12 protein-coding genes are annotated in these 19,444 nt (G+C 64.1%); 5 read left to right on the forward strand and 7 right to left on the reverse strand.

From position 1 onward, the window contains the following. Positions 1-83 precede the first annotated feature (83 nt). From AB5J62_RS15095 to AB5J62_RS15110, 4 genes are all read right to left on the reverse strand, one after another. Positions 84-4,943, reverse strand: a complete 4,860-nt coding sequence (locus AB5J62_RS15095) for a hypothetical protein (RefSeq protein WP_370948831.1) — start codon at positions 4,941-4,943, stop codon at positions 84-86. Positions 4,944-5,429: 486 nt separating this feature from the next. Beyond that, complete coding sequence (locus AB5J62_RS15100) at positions 5,430-5,621, reverse strand: phosphopantetheine-binding protein (RefSeq protein ID WP_370950265.1); 192 nt, start codon at positions 5,619-5,621, stop codon at positions 5,430-5,432. Beyond that, a complete protein-coding gene (locus AB5J62_RS15105; protein ID WP_370950505.1) occupies positions 5,614-6,264 on the reverse strand; it encodes a hypothetical protein in 651 nt (216 codons plus the stop codon). Before AB5J62_RS15105 ends, AB5J62_RS15100 begins: the two co-directional genes overlap by 8 nt. 17 nt (positions 6,265-6,281) lie before the next feature. Beyond that, entirely contained in the window at positions 6,282-7,121 is an 840-nt protein-coding gene (locus AB5J62_RS15110; RefSeq protein ID WP_370948832.1) for a hypothetical protein, read from the reverse strand. Between the two features lie 325 nt (positions 7,122-7,446). Here AB5J62_RS15110 and AB5J62_RS15115 point away from each other — a divergent pair, with 325 nt between their 5' ends. Further along, positions 7,447-7,851, forward strand: a complete 405-nt coding sequence (locus tag AB5J62_RS15115) for a hypothetical protein (RefSeq protein ID WP_370948833.1) — start codon at positions 7,447-7,449, stop codon at positions 7,849-7,851. 735 nt (positions 7,852-8,586) lie between these two features. Here the strand turns inward: AB5J62_RS15115 and AB5J62_RS15120 are convergent. Together AB5J62_RS15120 and AB5J62_RS15125 are read right to left on the reverse strand one after the other, a co-directional pair. Beyond that, positions 8,587-9,819 (reverse strand): IS256 family transposase, encoded by a 1,233-nt coding sequence (locus AB5J62_RS15120; protein WP_370950266.1) that lies wholly within the window; start codon positions 9,817-9,819, stop codon positions 8,587-8,589. A 205-nt stretch (positions 9,820-10,024) separates the two neighbouring features. After that, positions 10,025-12,829 (reverse strand): hypothetical protein, encoded by a 2,805-nt coding sequence (locus AB5J62_RS15125; RefSeq protein WP_370948834.1) that lies wholly within the window; start codon positions 12,827-12,829, stop codon positions 10,025-10,027. 81 nt (positions 12,830-12,910) lie between these two features. On the opposite strand from AB5J62_RS15125, the gene AB5J62_RS15130 reads away from it, so the two are divergent. Beyond that, complete coding sequence (locus tag AB5J62_RS15130; protein WP_370948835.1) at positions 12,911-13,096, forward strand: hypothetical protein; 186 nt, start codon at positions 12,911-12,913, stop codon at positions 13,094-13,096. 191 nt (positions 13,097-13,287) lie between these two features. Next, positions 13,288-13,923, forward strand: a complete 636-nt coding sequence (locus AB5J62_RS15135) for a hypothetical protein (protein WP_370948836.1) — start codon at positions 13,288-13,290, stop codon at positions 13,921-13,923. Positions 13,924-14,267: 344 nt separating this feature from the next. Here AB5J62_RS15135 and AB5J62_RS15140 read toward each other — a convergent pair whose 3' ends face one another. Further along, a complete protein-coding gene (locus AB5J62_RS15140; protein ID WP_370948837.1) occupies positions 14,268-14,492 on the reverse strand; it encodes a hypothetical protein in 225 nt (74 codons plus the stop codon). 9 nt (positions 14,493-14,501) lie between these two features. On the opposite strand from AB5J62_RS15140, the gene AB5J62_RS15145 reads away from it, so the two are divergent. Continuing rightward, positions 14,502-14,636 carry a hypothetical protein gene (locus AB5J62_RS15145; RefSeq protein WP_370948838.1) on the forward strand — a complete coding sequence of 45 codons (135 nt, stop codon included), beginning with the start codon at positions 14,502-14,504 and terminating at the stop codon, positions 14,634-14,636. Between the two features lie 543 nt (positions 14,637-15,179). Continuing rightward, positions 15,180-19,433 carry an NB-ARC domain-containing protein gene (locus tag AB5J62_RS15150; RefSeq protein WP_370948839.1) on the forward strand — a complete coding sequence of 1,418 codons (4,254 nt, stop codon included), beginning with the start codon at positions 15,180-15,182 and terminating at the stop codon, positions 19,431-19,433. The last annotated feature ends 11 nt before the right edge of the window (positions 19,434-19,444 follow it).

Raw genomic sequence — 19,444 nt, forward strand, 5'->3', positions numbered from 1 at the left:
CTCGCCGCCATCCAGATGCGGACGTTCGCTCGGCGACCGTGGGTGCGGGAGGTGGCGTTACGATCCTTCGCCCGGAGCAGGCGTCATTCCTCCAGTTGCTGGAGTTCGGCTGCCCTGTCGTCGTTGGCTGCGGCGAGGCCGTCGACGATCCGGCGCCACCGTGCGGTTTCGGTGGCGCCTCCGGTGCCTTTTTCGCGCAGGGACGCGAGCCAGCTGGTCAGGAACACGCATTGGTTGGCGAAGCGCTCGTGCCGGCCGTCGATCACCTGCTCTGCCCAGTCGAGCGCGGTGGTGAGCTGCCAGTTCACTGGGCCGCATTCGGCGAGCGAGGCGATCGCGTCGGCCGCTTGTGGTTCGTGCTTGGCCAGTGGAATCCAGCGAGCGACCAGGTCGGTCAGGGTCTCCGGGGCGACCCACGTCGTCCGGGCGCGCTGGAGGGTGGCATCCGGGGCCGGGTCTCCCGCATCGAGCCGCGGGTACGGGATGAGTGCGTTGATCGCCCAGTCGACCCAGTGGTCGTCGTTGCGGAAGTCGGTGCCCGTGTCGACTGCGTCGAGTACGGCGGTCATCGCCTGCCGCCAGAGCGCTCCGAGGTGTGGCCGGAGCGCGTCGTCGTTGGTGAATAGCGTCGCCAAGTCGGTCAACAGGGTCTGCAGTGCGCCCGCGTTGCCTGCGAAGAACTTGACGTGCTCAACCAGTGGTTCGAGGTGCCCGTCGACGGCAAGCGTCACCAGCACGTGTGCGACGGCTCCGCGTTGCTGGTCGGACGGTTCGCTGTGGTTTTCCCTCGCCGCGTGATCCGTGCCGCGGCGATGTGCGGCCAGGAGTGCGTCAAGCAGTGTCATGGCCTCGGCGCCGACGCACGCCGCGTGCCGGGCACTTGCCGCCGCGACCAGCGGCGGTACCAGCCGATTGACCTCGAGGTTCTCGGGTTCGGTGGCCGCTAGGTCGGTAGCGTACGGTGGCGACAGGGGGTCCAGCGTCCATGTGCCGTCTTCGGTCACGCTGAACCGCGCGTCGCTGAGTCCCGCTTGGTTGGCGTCCCAGAGCACTCGGTGGTGGCACGTAAAGGATTCCGTGGTGTCGCACGGCGTCGTCCAGATTGGTGCGGAGGCGATGGCGAACTGAGTGCGGACCTCGTTGAAAACGCTTGTGCCGCAGCTTCGCAGGCCTCGCTCGACCTGCTGCTGATCGAGGTTCATCGCGTCGAATGCCGGGAGCAGCAGCAGGGGGAGCGCGGCGGCGGCCGATCGGTCCGCGCCGTGGGAATCGAACGTTGACTCACAGTCTCTGTAAGTAAGGTCAGGTTCGACCACCGCTTGAACGAGGGTTTCGACGGCCCAGCTCAGATCGTCGTTGGGAACATCGGCTTGGTGCCGCGCTTGTGCGACGATCGCCGCGGCGGCCACGGCCGCGGCTGGTTTCGTGCTGTACAAAGCACTGCCGGCGGGGAGAGCGGTCGGAAGCTTCCGGGCGAACTCGATGTCCTCGATCAGCGTGTCGGTCGGCGCGACCCGATCGGCCGACTTCGCGTAGATGTTGTTCAGTCGTAGTGCCGACCCCTTTGTCACCACGTCCGAGCGGCCGGGTTCGAGTTTGGCGGCTACGGCCTCGGGAGGTATGTAGTGCACGAGCACCCCGCCGTCGGTGGCTTCGGCGTAGTAGTTCTTCGGGTGGAACGCCGCCCGCCACGTTTCGGCTTCGACCAACGCTTCCTCGTTGTCGCGGAACAATTCCCGCGCGCGGCTGAACAGCTCGTCGCCCAGTATGGCGAGCTTCGCCAACCGCGCGGAATCACCTCCCAGCGCGGCTCGGAGAGTGAGGTATGGGACAGCGTCGTCGACACTGCGGCGCTGTCGTTCTGTTCCAGCAGGCACCGGGCTGCGGAGCCGCTCCTGCCCCGACCGCGATGCCTCCATGTGCCAGATCTCAGGGTGCACGAGCCACGGGTCGAGCAGATCGGAGGCACAGTCGAGATGGCGGAGCAGCAGACCGACGACGAGGCCTGGCACGGCGAGATTGTTGCAGTCACGCAAAAAGAGCGTCACGACATCGCTCGCTGGGATCGAGTGATCGTCGATGAGGTTGTCCGCGAAGCGCTCCATCGCCAGCAGCGCGCTGACGCACGGATCGCGGCCGACGAAGAAGCCTCGGTACCAGGTCCAGGTGTTCACATCGCCGTAGTACGGGCGCTTTCCCAAACCGGGCAACGTGATTTCCAGGTACTGCTGCGTTTGGTCGCGGTGGACGGCACGGGGCATGCCCCGTCGCGTTCGAGTGTGCACGGCGTGGTCGAGGATCCGGTTGATCAGGGCAAGCGCGTCACGGGGAACGTGGCTGAGCAGTTGCCAGAACGGACCGTAGTGCCAGGCTGCCCGGGGGACGAGCGGGGTGCTTTGGTGGCCACGGATGCCGTCACTTTGGTAGGCGCAGCCTGAGGGATCACGCTTGTCGATGTAGTAGGCCTCGGCGAGTTCGAGCATGAGCTGAGGCTGGTACGCCACCATGGTGATGACGGCACCGGGAGACTCCACCGCCGGCCACAGACGGCCGCTGCGTTCCTCAGCGACTTGGCGCAAGAACGCTTCGGCTGCGTCATTGAGGTCAGGGCCGAGTGTCGCGATCGCCTCCACGGCGAACTTGTCGTGGGCAGGTGGACCGGAGGCCAGGATGGTGTCACGGATGCGCTGCCGCAGTTGTGACGGCGCCGCGTCGGCTTGGGCCTGACCGCGTAGCCAAGCCAGTGTCACCTCGCCGATCTGCTTGTCGTCGATTACTTCGTCGAAGGCAAGTGCGACGACTGGCCTCAACGCGACCGGGTCACCGAAGCCTGCCTTGGTGTAGCGCTGCAAAGCCAGCCTTACCAGGGTTTTTCTTCCGTCGGCGTCGTTCGAACAGAGTGATGGCCAGATACCGGACACTGTCGAATGCGCGTCTCCCAATGCGAGTGCCGCTTCGACGGGTATTTCGGACCAGCGCTGGCCGAACCGTTCGGCGATGTCGTCGAAAAACGATGCCAGTTCACCCCAGGCCAGCGCGACGTCCGGGTGAGATCGAAGTCGCACTTGGCAGGCGAGCCGCACCGCGCGAATGGCCCAGCGCGGTGCTTGGGCCGCGATGAGCACCTGCCAGCCGTCGACCAGCAGCAGCCGCGCCACGGCGAAGTCACGTATGAGATCGTCGGCGAACTCGTCGTCGGTACGCCAGGCGGCAGGCAGGCGACTGGACTTGAGCACCCCAGCCGACCGGAGCGCGGGCAACACCGCGGGATCCGCTCGTGGACTCGCGCTTGTGGGCTGCAGTTCACGGTGGGCCTGTGCGATCACGGCGGCTTCGCGCTGATCGGGGGTCGGTTCGCCGGGGTGAGTCTGCTCGTTGTTCCGGACCAGGCCATGCCACACATCGGCCAGCACGTCGGCTTCGGACCGCATGTCGGAGGGATCCGGGGCGACACCGGACCGCAGCAGATAGCGCACCAGGCCGGGACGGACGACCAGCCAGCGTGATCGTTCGTCACGCAGCCGGTTCAGCCTGGTGAAGCGGGCCGTGATCTGGTCACTCTCGGCGCTGGTCAGTGCTGGGACGACATGCTCCTGAGGTGGACTCACACCGCAGGCTCGGGTGGCCTCGCCGAGAATCTCCCGTACGCGGCGCGCTCCATCAGTGCGGGTGACGGCGACGACTCCCATGTCGGCTTCCAGCGCGGCGCGGCTGACGGCATTCAACAGTGGGCCGCGGCCGGCGAGCGCGAGTTCGGTGCCGTCCACGATCACGAGTCGCATAGCGCCGACGGCTGCGGTGCCCAGCACGTCGGCCAAGGCCGCGCCTAGGTGTTTCCGCAGCTCTGTGGGCGTAGGCGGCAGATCGCGGAGGCCCAACGCGAGTACCACCGCGCCATTGGCCGCCAGCTGGTCGGCCGCCTTGAGGGTGAGCGCAGATTTCCCCACATCGGGCTCGCCGGTCACGACCAGCGCGCCGCTTTCGCCCGCGGCGGCCATGGAACGCATCAACTCGGCCCGCGCCTCGGCACGGTCGAGTTCCAGCGTGGTTTCGCCATCGTGCAAGTCGGTTTGAGTCGACTGCCGAAGTTCCTGCTCGAGCGCGTCGAGACTAGACCACGCCTCCGAATACGAGCGGGATCGGAGTAGCGGCGCGCCGACCAAGTCGCGACGCAAGATCAGCTCGGTGACCTGAGCACCCGAGGGTGCGTAGCGTCCAGTGAGCTCGACCAGCTTGGCGAACAAGGCGTCCGCAGCGGCAGGAGCGCCACCGGGAACAACGGCGCGCAACGCGCTGACCGCCGCGGTCCGGTCGTTCTCGTCACCGTCTTCCAAGCGCAGCTCGGTCACCCGCAGCGCGGACAGCAGACGCCAGGTCAGTTCTTTCGACGGCATCTCAGTTTCAAGGTCCTCGGCGGCTTCTTCGATCAAAGTGTCGAAGTGTTCCAGCCGGGTTTCGGCGCGCTTGTTGACGGCTCCGCCAGCGACCTGCTCGCGGAAGTCGCCAGGGTGCGCGCGAGCCGCGACGGTGAGTTGCCTCAGCTGCCTGGCTGCGGTGTTCGGGCTCGCCACCGCGAGCACCAGGCACCACAGGCCTGCCTCGACCTCAGACCAGTGCTCGATGACGACCCGTAGGTAGGACCGCAGAAGAGGTACCGAGTCCTTGTCGCTCTTGGTCAGATCCGGGGCTCGCCGAACGCCGATCGAGGCGCGCCGGACGGTCTCACCATCTACGGCCTCAAGCAAGAAATCGTCGACCGGGCTCACCGCACTGGCTTGGAACCACACCGATCGGGGGTGCACGTCGTCGCCGAGTTCGGTGCGTGGATCCCCGGTCAGCAGCGACACCAGGAGCGTTGCCCCATAAGCGTGCTCCAGCCGCGTGCCGCCCCCGCCGGTCGCGTAGGGAGCGGCACTTGTGGAGAGTGGATTGCCCGAAGTCATCGCCACCCATCTTACTTCCCCGTGGGCGGAAACCCGGGTGGGTCGCGCACGCTGATCTGCGAGTTCGGTCGAGGCGCGTTTCTAGTCGATCAAGGCGAACATCTCGCCGTCGCTCGCCCCCGGCGCTATCGGCCTCGTTAGTCCAGCCGGTGAGGAACTGGTTGATCGCGACCAAGCGGGAGGCGAGGTTGGTCCTGCCGTCGTCGGTGAGCAGGGTGGTGATCTTCGGACCGAACAACGGGTCCATACCCGCGCGCTGGCATGGCGGAAAGGGCTGTGTCGAACCCTGCGGCGTCGTCGAGGAAATCGCCGCGTGTCAGGTGCGCACGCCCAGGCTGTTCGGCGTCCGGTTGGCAGATCGCCTTAAGATCGCAGCTTCGGTCTTTGGGAACGGTCTGGTCTCCTCGGCTCGCGTCCACCACGTACTAGCGTTCGGCCAAACTGCTGCTGTAGTCGGGCAGGTGGCAGGCTGCTCCGAACACCGGGTTATCGTCTTGCGCGTGTCACTGCGAGCAGGGCGGCGAACCGTCGGCGGCGGCTTCTTGTAGGCCATTCACGAATTCGGCGGTCAGCCGAGGTGTCGAACTCCAGCGACACCGGCATTGCGAGGCCCAGCTCGGCTTTCAGCAGGCGGTAAAGTTCTACCGCCGCGATCGAGTCGAGCCCGAGTTCATCCAGCCCGCTGGTCCGGAGGTTCTGGCCGAATGAGAGTTCTCTGGAGAAGCCTGCGGCCGCTGCGTCTGGCTCTTTCGCGCGCTTCGGCGAGCGAGGCCATTTCGAACAGCGTGGAACGATTTCCTCGCTGTTCGAAATGGTCCAGCGAAGGCAAGACGGCACCTACTCGCCCGTTTTGCGTCGTGGCTCGATCAGTCTTGCGCTGGCTCTTCTGCGCCGGTGACCAGTGGACCGGCGCAGATCGCCGCCGCCACGAGGCCCAGCGCGGCGTCTGACGCTGCTGGGGCCAGGTTTCGGGGCCATTCAATTCCAGGGTGAGCAGCCGTCGGCACGCCTTCATGAGAACCCAGAGGTTCAACTCTAGGTCGTGACTGGGGTCGGCGGCGAAGAGCGAGGCCATTGTGCTGACTCCCAGCAGGCGGTCATAGCCGACCAGGCTTCCGTCGTGCGCGACCCGGGAGCGGAGGTCGTCGATGTTGTACAGGTTCCTGATCTCCGCTTTGTGCAGCACGCGCTGTAAGGACTTCACGACCCGGTCGCCGTAGCCGACCATCGCGGTACACCCGTCGGAATTTTTGCACTTCCGCAACGGGACGTTCCGCTTGCCGATTGACTCGATGGTGGCGACGTAGGCCAGCATCGACATCGACGGGTGCCTCCTGCTTAGGCGGAGTGCTTCGTGGAACGCGACGACGGAGTCTCGAAGTTCCGGGTCCTCTTGCAACGTGAAGTAGGCGGCGCTGAGCCACTGCGGCAACTCGAGCTCCGAGCTCTCCGCGAAGTTGTCCGTTGTGAAGCCGTTCTCCACGAGTTCCTGCGGGGTCGGCGGGAAGTCGATCTCGTTCTGCGGCTCGATGAAAGTCCTCGGCGCACGTCCCAGCATTCGTCGAACGTGATGGACAGCAGTGCGCAAAGGAGGCGGAGTTCGCGTCCGGCCGCCGCCTCGGCCTGCTGATAGTCATGGCCAAGTACCGCTCCCGAAGCTCGCGCGGGCCAACTGAGGATGAAACCTCGCTGGTTGGTCAGGTGCGAGCCGGTGGGAACCACCTCGAACAGGCGTTCCTGGCTGGGAGTGAGCTTGATCGTGCCCAACATGCATTCTTCGGCGAGCTTTGGTGCGCTGCGCGAGCGCGTGATCTCGATGTTCGGCCCGACGATGGCGGACCAGCGGAGCTCCTGTCGGCTCGCGTTGGTCGCCGATTCCGCCTTTCTGGCCGCGACCAGCCAAGCGTCGAGTTCGGCATCGGTGGCCCAGCCGGAAAAGCTGAGTTGCATGCCGGTCTTCGTTTTCTGCAGCTCGATGTCGATAGGGCTCTCGCTGTCGCGAACGGAAAGTTCGTACGGGTTCGATTTCCGCTCGGACTTGTTGATGCCGAGGTTGAGAATCCCCAAGGCCTCTCCCAAGCACGCGAGCAGATTTCGTAGCCAGATGTCGCGGTCCTCTTCGGGAATCAGGTAGTCTTCGACTTTCCTGCGTGGCCTGTCAGTGGGTTTCTTGCTCATATTTCACCTTTTCCGGCGGTACTTGCTTGGGGGAAGCTTACGACTTTCCAGGCGTCGCACAAATCATTTTCACATTGATCAACAATGTGTCGCAACGCTGCTTTCGCGTCGTGCACGCTAAGAAGGAGCTCGCGCTGGGTGCTCTGAGCGGCTGCTGCCTGTGAATAGAGGGTCGGCGACCAACTGCTCCCACCGGCTTCGGTCTTCGAGACGCATCGCCTGAGGATGTCGTCACCCGGCACCGCGCGCTTGGCAGAGACGGGGGTGGTGTTGCTGCACGACGTTCTGCTGCGCCGCGTTGAACTCCGCTTGAGAGTAGCGCGTCATGGTGACCATGACGTCTGACCAGTGTGAGAACCGGGAAGGCGAATCCCGCATGCAGGTCCGCTCGTGCACTTTGGTTACCATCATCGTCGATGAGCTGCTCGGCCGTGGTGGCGATACCGAGACGCAGCGCGTTCATTCCGTTGGCCGTGAACCCCCCTTGCTGATCATCCGGCGCCGCCGCATGTGGTCCGGTCCAGGTTGGGGACGCGCGATAGCCATGCTACGAAAGACCGCGATGCGGCTGAACGGCTGCGAGCACTTACTCGGTCTTTTCGTTCTTGCCGAAGGCGCGTCGGATGGCCATTGCTGCGATGGTCGCGCCGAACGCCAGCGCGGGCGCGAGGCTGGCCCAAGGCGTCGCTGTGGAGCCGATGTGAATTCGGATGGCGGATGCTGGCGCTGAAGGCGGCGTCATGGGTGAGTCAGTGTCACTATCCAGCTTGTGAAGCGATGGGCCACCTTGAACGAGCGGCAACACGACCTCCTGCGGCGCATCGGCGCCGCTGCCGAGCCGGTGACATCAGGTGAGCCGACGCTCGCGAGAACCGTTTACGCCCCTGACCGCGGCTTGGTCGGGCTGCTGCGGCGGTCGGGATGCTGGACGGCGCAGCTCAGCGAAGCCGGACGCTTCTACCTTGAGCATGGTCATCACCCGGAACGCCCGCCGGTCGGGCCCCGGATCGCGGTGCCGACTGATCGTCGAACTGGTGACGTGGGACGAGCTGTGCCGACAAAGGTACCGGTCGTCTGGGATGGCCAGCCGTACGAACGTGCCGGGATGCTGTGGAAGCCGGGTGCTGGCACCGACGTCACGTTCGAGGAGTTTGTTCAGGCTTGGTTACTGGTGTTGGAGATCCTGGGGGAAGGAGCTGGAACGCCTGGCGCTTCGAGGAGCGCGCTCAAGAGTTGCAAGACGCTCGGGAGGTGTTCGTGCAGTGGGAGCGCGCCGAGCTGGGGTTCCGGATGATGACCTCTGACGAAGTGACAGAGTGGCTGGCTGATCTCGCGACGGAGCGGGAGACGAACAGTCGTGAGCGGGAGCGGTGGCGCCTTGTTACGGTCGCTGGTGCGTCGTCGGGTTCGAGCCTGTCACGATTTTTGTGTAAGTCAGAGGTGATTACTTACGTTTTTCAGGTTATCAGAAAGGGAGCCTTCCTGGGAAGAGGCGGGCTAGCGTGTTGAGTGCGACTTTCCAGCCATGCGTTCCCGTTCCGGATGTTCCGCCGCGTTGACTGGAAATGTTGCGAAGTCCGAGGTAGAGAAGTTTCATGGCTGCGTCTTTGTCGGGGAAGTGTCCGCGGTTCTTGGTGATTTTTCGGAGTTGGAAGTTGATGGATTCGATGGCGTTGGTGGTGTAGACGATTTTGCGGAGTTCGGGCGGGTAGTCGAGGAATGGGATGAGGTCGTGCCAGGCGTTGCGCCACACGTCGATGGCGCCTGGGTATTGCTGGCCCCATTTCTTGTCGAATTCAGCCAGGGCGAGTTCGGCGCCTTCAATGGTGGGGGCGCAGTAGATCTCGCGCATCGATGTGGCGATCTTTTTGCGGTCGTTGTAGGACACGAATTTCGAGGCGTTGCGGATGACGTGGACCACGCAGGTCTGCACGACCGTGTCGGGGAAGATCACTTTGATCGCGTCGGGCAGGCCGGTCAGGCCGTCGCAGCAGGCGATGAGGATGTCTTTGACGCCACGGTTGCGCAGGTCGGTGACGACCTTCTGCCAGAACTTGGCGGCCTCGGTGTCCTGGATCCAGCAGCCGAGGGCATGTTTGCGGCCGTCCACGTCGACACCGATGGCCAGGTAGGCGACTTTGGTGGTGACCACGCCGTTGTCTTTGACGCGGATCCGGATTCCGTCCACATACAGGATCGGATATACCTCGTCGAGTGGGCGTGATTGCCACGCTTTGATCTCGTCGACCACGACATCGGTCACGTTAGATATCAATTCCCGGGAGGCATTCACGCCATAAACTTCCAGCAAATGAGCTTCGATGTCGCGGGTGGTCATGCCCCGGGAGTACAGTGACAGGATCATGTCGTCGATGTTGCCGATCCGACGAGATCGCTTCGGCACGATCGCGGGTTCAAAAGACCCGTTCCGGTCACGCGGAACCTCGATATCGACCGGACCGTTCATCGTCGACACCGTCTTGGTCGACTTCCCATTTCGGGAATTGCCGGAACCGCGACCGGAGGGGTCGCCGGCGTCATAGCCTAAATGGTCGGTCATCTCGGCCTGCAGCGCCCGCTCGAGGACCGCTTTGGTCATTTGATTCAGTAAGCCGTTGACGCCGTCGATCGGCGTTCCGGCCGCTTTGGCGTCCTTCAGCAGTGCGTCGATCGTCTCCGGCGAGAACGTCTCCGCCAGCTGCCGCGCCGCCGCCTCGTCACTGCGACGAGGCGATGTGTTCTGCGTCACTCGGTGTCCCTTCCGACCGCCCACCAGGCCGGTCGATCTTGGTACACCCCCGACCTACACAGTTGGCGTGACACGCCCTCGGGTTCGGCAGCAAGTCGTCAGCTCGCATCTCTTTCCTGATAAAGATTTGTAGTTCATCTGCGATAGCGGCAACTTACTGCGCCTGAACGTCGTCGGAAGCTGGGGCCGCTCGTATTCCACTTGGCTCAAGCCCGAAATCGTCGATCCCTGCAGCTGCTGCGATCCCGTTGTGAGCGGCTGCTAGGAGCTCCCGGACAGCTGCGACACTTCCAGCGGCAGCGCGCTGCTGAATTTCGGTATATTTGCGTAGCTCGGAAAGATGGCGAATGTGCTCAATGTCGGCATAACGGTCACTGGCGTCGGCCAGGTTCCGCAGCTTGTCCCACATCGCCAACTTGGCCATCCTGCGTGCGACTCGTGACCGTGCGCTTCGATCGCCGTTCTTGCCCATGTCCTCGGCGATTTCCAAGGCCTCGTGCGTCCTTCCGAGTTCGTCGAGCACGTCACCGAGCTGCTCTCGCGATCTTCCGGGATCCCGGAGGACGGCCGCCTCCCAGAAGTGAACCGCCTCAGCGAGGCGGTCCTTCTCACGGAAGTACTCAGTGAGGGACTGCAACGAGTCGAAGTCGCCACCCTGCGCGCGTGCTGTCAGTGTCGCGATCTCTTCGTTCTCGCGAAGCCATCGAGCTGTGGCGATGCTAGCCAGGACGCTTCCTGTGTCCGCGCAGGCTCGCAAGTCATCTATCCGATTAGCGGTGTAGAGCAGGTCGACGAGAACAGTCTCGAGGTCGACTTCGTGGTCCTCGTCAGCATGTTCCCCAAAACGAGCCTGGTCCGAGCTTGCCTGGGAATCGTCTGCGAGCCGGGTAAGGGCCTCGATAGCTTGAGTGAGCTTATTCGTATTAGTGCAGAGACGGATGTATATGAGGAGCTCACTCTTTCCACCGTCTTCGATCCACTGCTGAGACATGCAAAGCGCCTCGGTGAGTTTCCCCTCTTCCTCGAGTATGCCCGCCATCAGGACGCGCGCGCGTGAGTTCCCCTCCTCGGCTAGTTTGAGCAGCATTTTTTGTTCCGAGCGCCATGCCAAGGTCTCTGCGTACTCTGCATCGCCCCAACTTTTGCTGAGAGCGTCAATTTCGGCGAGGCGGCCTGCGTTGGTATAGAACTCGCGAACTTGGTCGCGCGTACGTCGGTCGCCTTTGGCGGCCCACGGGAGGAGTAGTTCGATTGCCTCGTCTTCTAATTTCCGCGCGACTAGCAAGGAAGCAGCACGCCGCGCGGCTGCCACGTTTCTCTCAGCTATTTTCTTCCATTCTTCCAGTGTGTCTGGATGTTCGAGTCGATCAAGGAATCGGGCGAGCTGAATTCGATCGCTGTCGTCATTTGTTGTTTCGGCGAGGCGGCTGAGAATACCGTGTGCCTCGTGGCTGCTGCCTGCTTTGCGCAGCTGGTAGAAGTCGGAAATCCACCGAAGAGTAGGGACGTTTCCTTGTTTTGCAAGATCTGCTAGTGATTCTACGGCTCGTTCCGCCTGGCCTCGTTGCACGAGGAGGTCTGCTGCCTTCAAGCGCGCGCTGACGGTATTGGAATGCCGATAAACTTTTTCGGCAATTCGGTAGAGTAATCTACCCTGCGCGGAATCTGCCACTCGTTCGAGGTCGTCCTTGTCGAGTACGTGCTCGATAATTGCCAACCAGGTAGTTTCGGGTATCAAGCGCAATGGAACTTGCTGTGTTAAATATTCGGCAACACTGAAATGTGTTGCAGTTGCCGTCTCGCTTTCCGGCCAGAGGGTGGCCGTGACTCCGTGCAAGAGAGTGGTCGCATAGGTGAACGCATCGTTGAATTGTGTCGCGGTCAGGCTTCGGCGTTCCCGCTGGGTCAGGTAGCCTGGTGCGGCATCGGTCAGGAAATCCCGTGATACGGGGGAATTTACGCCCAGGTCTCGGGCGTCGATGGCGGCTGAGATGACAGCGCGCGCAACCGGCGGCGCCAGTCGCCAGCGGCGCAGCAGCGCGGGCGCGGCGGTCAGTGTCTGAGTCAGGCTGTAGTCGGTGACCCGGAGGGCTGTCGCGATGCGAATGTCGGTAAGAGCGACGGTCTTGGCGTTGTTCTGCTCTCGCTCGGTCAGGTGATCGTCAACTTCAACGATTTTTGCCATTTTGAGGACTTCCACGGCGGGACCTGGCGATTCGAGTGAAGCCAAAGCTGCGTACCGGTTGGGCCATAGCGTGCCCACGATGATCACCGGCTCTGGCGCTGACAAGAGACGGCGGACGGCGTCGGCGCGCAGACGTTGGGATGGCTCAAAGTGCTCGCCGAGTTCGTCCAGCCAAAGTACAGTCCGCGCTGGAAGCTTTGTGGGAACGGCACCTGGTGCGGACGAAACGAGCCACCAATTCGGCAATTCGGCGGTAACAGCTTCGTAGGCGCTGCGAGATTTGCCGGCGGACGACCAGCCGACCAGTACGACAAAACCGCCGGTGCCGGCCATCGTCCGCAAATCACTACGCAGCTCGTCGTCGAGATCGCGACCGACATAGCTCGGTAACCCATCCGCGAAGCCGGGCATCTCAATCGCGCGATGTACACCCAGGTATACCGGATCCCAATCTCGCACCCGGTGTGCTCCCTCGGGCCGTGCAGCCGATTTCCCGTTCGCCCTGTGGAGTGTCTCGATCCAACTCCACCACTCGTCTCTGGGAACATCGCATACCCGCAGGTACAGCCGCAGGTTGTCCTCGGTGATCCGCCGTCCCTTGCTCATGTCCTCGATGAGGTTCTTGCTCAGGTCGCACGGACGGTTGTTCATCTTGCAGGCCTCGGCCGCCAACATCCTGATCGACAGCTCCGCCTCGGTCCGCAGGTCGATCAGGGCTTGCCCAAGGCCCTGCAGATCAGCGATCCGCGCAACGCGATCACCGCTGTCCGCCATCGTTCGCCTCTCCCCGTCCTGTCCGGCCCATTGTCCAGTGTCCGGCGGACAGGCAACAAGACGTGTCGAAAGGTCACTCAGATGTCCTACAAGGTGTCGGACGACTCCGCCCGGCTGCTGCAGTCGTCGCCACAGCACAAGACAGCCTATGGAGGCGACATGGACTTCTGGGATAACCTCGAAGAGTGGGCCGGACCTGCTCGAGTCGTGGCCGCGGTGATCAACCTCGTTGTGGCGTTGCTGCGACGGCGCGGGCAAAATCGCTGATCTCGAGGTGGCGTGAGGTCATCGGTCTCACCCGTTTGGGTGCAGCCGGTGATCTCGCGCTGCCAATCAGGCTCTCATCGGAGTACCGATCCCAGGTGCCTGGTGACGTAAGCTAGATCCGGACGGGACGACCTGGGAGGGCAGCCATGAACATTTCCCCGGCGCCACCTCGGTATCGAATGATTCTCGCAGTGGATGTCGAAGGGTCGACCGCTACCTCAAACACTTCAAACCGCTCGAAGGCGCTCGTCATGCGTCACGTGATGTACGACTTGATCGAGGAAGCGCTGCTGAGTGGCGGCGTCGCTGAGCGATACCGGGATCCGCCGATCGATCGGGGCGACGGTGTCCTCATCATGATCCATCCGGTGGACGAGGTTCCGAAGAATGCTCTGCTTGCAACGGTTGTGCCGACGCTCAGGCGACTGATCGCACGCTTCAATCTCGAGCACCCTGATCGTACGTTCAGGGTGCGCGCCGCAGTGCACGCAGGCGAGGTTTACTACGACAGTCACGGCTGCTTCGGCGAGGGGCTGGATGTCACGTTTCGGCTACTGGATGCCCCTCAGCTGAAGAGCGTGCTGAAGCAAACATCCGCTCCCTTGGTCGTGGTCGTCTCAGACGACATCTACCGCTCGCTCATCCGGCACGGCTACGGCGACGTCGACGAGTCTTCTTTCAGCCCCGATGTCCAGGTGCAGGTCGCCGGCCAGCGACACCACGGGTGGGTACAGGTATCCGGAGCTGAGCGCCGCGACGGTAGCGGATCTCCTTTTCGAGCGCGTCTGGCGCTCGACGGGTGGATGCGTGACAAGTCGGCAGGCTGACCGCTGACTGCACGCCGAGTCTTCGCGGCGCTCTATGACCACTGGTCATACCAGGTCTGAGGCGAGCCACTTCCCACGACGGTCTGGGCGGTGATCGTGTACGGGGACCAGGTCGTTGGTGCGAGCGGTCTGTATTCTCGGTGTCTCAAGGCTTCACGATCGAGAGAGTGCGCGTTGGACGTGCTCGACGAGATTCGATCGGCGAGACCGCGACATCCGTAGGGTGGATGTCGCGGTCTCACCACTCGGCGAACCCGATCCACTCACGAGTGAGGGGGCATGAGTGGATCACGGGGCGGTACTGGTGGGGTCAGACGTTGGTGAGTTGACAGACGTAGCCCGCTTCAGAAACAGTTCGCGGTGAAGTTCTGCGACGGCACCTTGAACACCGCGACGGCACCGGACATGGCCTTCCCCCAGTTCTGGGGCGTTCCGCCACAGCCGATCGAGAGGTCGACCCGGTCATCCGTGCTGTTGAGATTGAAGTTGAACCGCTGGGCTCCTTGCGCTGGGTCGACCGAGCCCCAGTTCGCCCACCCTTGCTGGCCCGAGCTGGCGTGGTACCACATGCCGACGAGATGAGCGTGCTGCGTTGGTACGGCATCGGGCTGCCGCGCAACGAGGCCTGCTCAACCTGCGGCTCGATGACCGTGGAGGAGGTAGCGGCCGACGTGCCGATCGATCTGTCCGAATTCAAGCCTTCGTCAGAGTGACGTCGGCGCATTGTGCGTTCCCTCGCGCGCCTCTGGCAAGTTCGGGTGTCGTCTGGCTCTGGCCTGCCGTCCTCCGGCGCGGCCTCGGCGCTGCTGAAGCTCGAAGGCTGCCAAGAAACCGAATATCGGTGCCGCACGATCTTGGAACTTGGTGAACGTGGTGCGGGCAGAGCAGTGAGCAATGATTTGCGTGATCGATTCTCGGTGCAGGTGGCAGCTCACCGCTATGGCACGGCGAAATTGCTGTCAACTATTGTCTCCACCCGGTGCCTGGTTGATCGGGTCCGTCAATGCGCCAGGCTCGACACCCTGCCGTGATCGCGGCCCGATACCGCTGGAACAACCCCACAAGATGTCCGGATGCTTCCTCGACGATTCCGCGGCTGGCTTGTCGATCGTAGGGAAAGGCATAACATGAATGCAACGGTGAAGCGGCAGCTGTAACCGGTGAGTCGCTGGCTGCGACCTTTTGGCGGTGTAACGACTGCAGGCGCCGGAGGTGGGCTCATCAGAAGGAACCGGATCAGTTTTATCAACGCGCTAATGACGCCGGTCGCGTTGATCGTGGTCTTCGTCAATATCGTGCTCAACCGGCCGCGCACCTGGCTGGAATGGGTGATCATCGCCTTGGTTCCCCTTGCCGCGGCTCTGGTGATCAGCGCGGCTGGACGCCGTCGAGGCCCGCCGGACGGGCCGCTGCGGTTCGCCGCGGGGGTTGTGCTCATGTTCGGCGTGGTCGCTGGCATCGCTAGCGTCGTCACGCTGCTCTACCTGGGTTTCGACATCGCTTTGGCGGAGTCACCTGACCCAGTCGGATCCCATCTTCTCGGCTTTGCGGCTTCGGCGACCTCGCTGGCGGTGGGCTGGTCGTTGGTCTGGTGGGCACGGCACCTTTACGACCGTGCACTGCTGACCTTGGTGCCGGCGCCGGAACAGCCGGAGCCGTGGGCGGTCGAGCGCCCACAAGAAGTGGACGCCGTGGTCCGGACCCTGCTCCGGCGCGGTGCCTCGACGGTCGGTGTCACTACCGCGTTGCCAGGGGCCGGCGGTGTCGGCAAGACGACTGTCGCTCGGATGGTGCGTGCGGACAAACGGGTGCTTCGCCGCTTTCGCGGCCGGATCCACTGGGTGACGGTCGGCCGTGAGGTGCGTCGTGACGCGCTGGTGGACAAAGTCAACGGCCTCGTCCGGCAGATCGCACCCCGGGCGGCCTATCCGTTCGCTGACCTCCGCCAGGCCACGGAGCACCTGCTGATGGTGCTGGAGGACGGGCCGTCGCGGCTGATCGTGCTCGACGACGTGTGGTTCGATGATCAGCTGGCGGCATTCCCCGTTGCCGGCGACGCCGTGCGGCTGGTGACGACCCCGGTTCCCTCACTGGTGGTCGGCTCGGGGGCCGCGATCGCCGTGGATCAGATGACGGCGGATCAAGCGCGTGCCGTGGTGGCCGCGGAGCTGGCCGAACTGCCCTCGGCCGCGGTCGACGAGCTGATTGTGGTGACCGGTCGTTGGCCTCTCCTACTCCGGCTCGTCAACAAGATCCTTGTCGACCAGAGCCGCTTTCGCCCTGACGCCGGTGCTGCCGCGGAAGAGCTGCTCCAGCGGTTGCGCCGCCGAGGAGGCGAGGAGGAGACGTTCCCGATAGAAGCCGGGAACGACGAGCCTGACCTGGAGGATCACGTTCGCCGCCGTCGTGCGGCCGCTGCGACGATCGAGGCAGGCATCGGATTGCTCAGCCGGACCGAGGGGGAGTTGTTCCGCGAACTCGCGATCTCGGCGGAGGACGGGCCGATCGCCGTTTCCCTGGTCGCTCACCTCTGGGAGGCGACACACGGACTGAGCGAGCTCGAGACACAGCTGTTGTGCAGCCGTCTGGCCGAGCTCTCCCTGGCCACGTTGTCCACCAGCGGTGACAGCAGCGCGATCCGGTTGCACGAAGTCGTTCGTGACCATTTGCGCCGGCAGCTGGGTCAAGACGAGCTGCGAATGCTGAACAGCGTATTCCTCGACGAAGTCGCGCTCGGGCTCCCCACGGTCCGAACCAGCTCTCGCCGGTTGAGCACCGCCTGGTGGAAAGTGCCGCGTTTGCCGCAGTACCTCGCCGACCACCTGATCTTCCACCTGCTCGAGGCGGGGCGTGATACCGAGGCAGAGGCACTGGCTATCGACTTCCGGTGGGTGGAGATGAGGCTCGAGCAAGCCGGGACGTCGGGTGCCGTCCTCGACTTGGAGCGGGTCGGAACTCCTCGTGCCCTGCGCTTCAGCCGATCTCTCGGCGGTCTGAGACACGCCTTCCCCGATGAGGTCTCGTCGAGCGGGCTCACCACCATGGCGGCATTTGCGCAGCAGCTCTACGCGGACCGTGCGCTCGATCCAGGTGACCCGGTGCAGTATTCGGTGACGGGCGCCGAAGACGTCGAAGTACTGCTCAAGAAAGCGAAGGACATGGGGACCGAGCGGCTGCAAGCGGCCGCGCGAGCGCACTTCGCGGCGGCCGCTCGCCACGCCAAGACGAACCGGGAATCGGATGAGCGCCGTAGCCGATTCGCCGCGCTGATCGCATTGTCGCTCGCGGCGCGCGGCCAAAGCACGCAGTCCTCATGCGATTTCGCGTTGGCGGCGCTCGACCAGATCGATCACGGTGAACCGGGTGAGGCCGAGGTGAGAACCTCGGTGCTTGCCTATCTCGGACCCGGCCACGACGAAATCCGATCCGCCGTCCGCGATCTCTCCCGGCCGGGCTCGGCCGGCTTCGACCACCTCGTTCCGTTGCTCGCCACGAGTGAGGCCGCAGCGCGGGTGATCACCGAAACGGTGCGCAATGATCGGCTGCTCGCCAGCGCGGCCGCCAGGTACCTGGGCCGTGGGCGTGCCACCGACGCTGACCGGAGCCAGCAGTGGACGGCGGTGATCGAGCGATGGCGACGGGAACGTCGGCGGCTCTACTACCAGCTCCGCACCCTCGAATTGCTGGACCTGCAACCGGATTCCCTGCAGGAGGCGGACGAGCTGCTGTCCGAGCGCCAGGCGAAAGTGTCCGCCGCGGCGGACCTGGCCGACCTCTCCGAGGCGATCCGGGCCCTCCGCGCCGTTCAAGGCGAGTGGCGTTTCGACGCCAAGGAGGCGGCGCTCCGCAAGGTCGTCCGGCTGGCCGAGGCAGCCAGGGCGGAGGTGCGGGCGGCGCCGACCGAACTCGGGGTCGCGGTGGTCCACCCCGCCGCCGAGCGGGTCGAGGAGCTGGCCCGCGAGCTTCGAGCCCAGCTGGTCGCGAGCCATCCGCCCAAACCTCAGATCTCTCCGGCTCTGCCGAAAGTGCGGTTGAGCGGGGGCCGTGCCTCGGTGCAGATCCGCGTCGGCAACGCCGAAGGCGGGGCGGCCCCGTTGGAGGCGGCGTCACTGATCGTCACCACGGACTCGGAGGACTACCGGATAGTCACGGAGCGCGTGGAGGTTCGCTCGCCGTTGCGAGGTGGGGAGAGCGAGATCGTCGAGATCGTGCTGGAGCCGGTCGACGGGCTGGGGACGGCCGGCACGATCGTCTTCGACGTCGCGCTGAACTACCAGCCGGTCGAAGACGTCGCGGCGGTCGTCGTCAGGAGTCAACTCTCTCTGACGATCGACCGCGACTTCGCGCGGATCCGGCCTAACCCGTACGCGTCGGGCGGAATGGGCCGTCCGGTGGACGATCCGCGCATGTTCTACGGACGGGGCGAGCTCGTCACGCGGATCCGGGAACGGCTGCGCACCGCCGGGTCACCGGGGGTGGGCATCGCGATCTTCGGCCACAAGCGGACCGGGAAGTCGTCGGTCCGGCTGCACCTGCGGCGCCGCTTGCGCGACGACGACGGGTTGCCGGTGGTCGACGTGGGAAACCTGGCCGAACTCACCCCGCAGGAACGAGCCGGCACCGATCGCAACCTGCTCGGTGCGCTGCTCTGGCGGATCCTGGAGATCGCCGATCATGAAGTGCACGGTGGAACCTCTCTCATCGCCCCGGGATTCGACCGGCAAGCGCTGATCGCCAGTCCCGATCCGGTGCAGGACTTCGGGCGGATCATCGAACAGCATCGCCGCGAACGCCCCGCTTGCCCGCCCTGGGTGGTGCTGATCGACGAGTTCCAGTACCTGCAGGAGTGGATTCGCCAGGGCCTGGTCCCGCCGTCCCTCCTGCAGGCTTTCAAGGCGATCGTCGAACGACGGCTGTTCCACGTCGTCTTGGTCGGGCAGTCCGAGATGGAACAGCTGATCAGGACCGATCCGAACACGTTCGGTGTGTTCGGGCTGGAACGGGTGACCTACCTCGCCGACAAGGACGCCCAAGCGCTCATCGAAGAGCCAGTGCTCGCGGCCGATGGCCACAGCCGGTATCAGGGCAGGGCGGTTGCGGAGATCCTGCGGCTGACCGGCGGAAATCCGTACTACGTCCAGCGTGTGTGTTCACGAATGGTCGACTACATGAATGCCCAGCACGCCTCTTGCGTGAGCGAGGCGGACGTTGGCCGGGTCATCGACGCGTTGCTGGGTGACTTGACCGCAGGCGACTTCGACAGCCTGCAGGCACCGAACGCGACCCCTCTCGCACATCGGCTGATCCGATCGATCTCGGCCGCCGGTGTGGCGTCGGTCACCTTGTCCGCGATCGAGCAGGCCTTCGGTGCGGAGGTGCCGCAAGGCCTGCTGGACGACTTGACGACCCGAGGCGTGCTTCGTCAGGAACCGGGCGGATATCGGATCGTGGTCGGCCTTTACGCGGAATGGCTGCGCTATTCCGGACATTTGCGAGGAAATGATGTCTGACAATTCGTTTC

The organism is Amycolatopsis sp. cg5 (assembly GCF_041346955.1).
Classification (GTDB): domain Bacteria; phylum Actinomycetota; class Actinomycetes; order Mycobacteriales; family Pseudonocardiaceae; genus Amycolatopsis.

What these genes read in the sequence shown, in the direction of transcription:
- AB5J62_RS15095 (WP_370948831.1), bottom strand. Translation starts at nt 4,943, where the DNA reads ATGACTTCGGGCAATCCACTCTCCACAAGTGCCGCTCCCTACGCGACC.
- AB5J62_RS15105 (WP_370950505.1), bottom strand. Translation starts at nt 6,264, where the DNA reads ATGTCGATGCTGGCCTACGTCGCCACCATCGAGTCAATCGGCAAGCGG.
- AB5J62_RS15110 (WP_370948832.1), bottom strand. Translation starts at nt 7,121, where the DNA reads ATGAGCAAGAAACCCACTGACAGGCCACGCAGGAAAGTCGAAGACTAC.
- AB5J62_RS15115 (WP_370948833.1), top strand. Translation starts at nt 7,447, where the DNA reads ATGGTGACCATGACGTCTGACCAGTGTGAGAACCGGGAAGGCGAATCC.
- AB5J62_RS15125 (WP_370948834.1), bottom strand. Translation starts at nt 12,829, where the DNA reads ATGGCGGACAGCGGTGATCGCGTTGCGCGGATCGCTGATCTGCAGGGC.
- AB5J62_RS15130 (WP_370948835.1), top strand. Translation starts at nt 12,911, where the DNA reads ATGTCCTACAAGGTGTCGGACGACTCCGCCCGGCTGCTGCAGTCGTCG.
- AB5J62_RS15140 (WP_370948837.1), bottom strand. Translation starts at nt 14,492, where the DNA reads ATGTGGTACCACGCCAGCTCGGGCCAGCAAGGGTGGGCGAACTGGGGC.
- AB5J62_RS15145 (WP_370948838.1), top strand. Translation starts at nt 14,502, where the DNA reads ATGAGCGTGCTGCGTTGGTACGGCATCGGGCTGCCGCGCAACGAGGCC.
- AB5J62_RS15150 (WP_370948839.1), top strand. Translation starts at nt 15,180, where the DNA reads ATGACGCCGGTCGCGTTGATCGTGGTCTTCGTCAATATCGTGCTCAAC.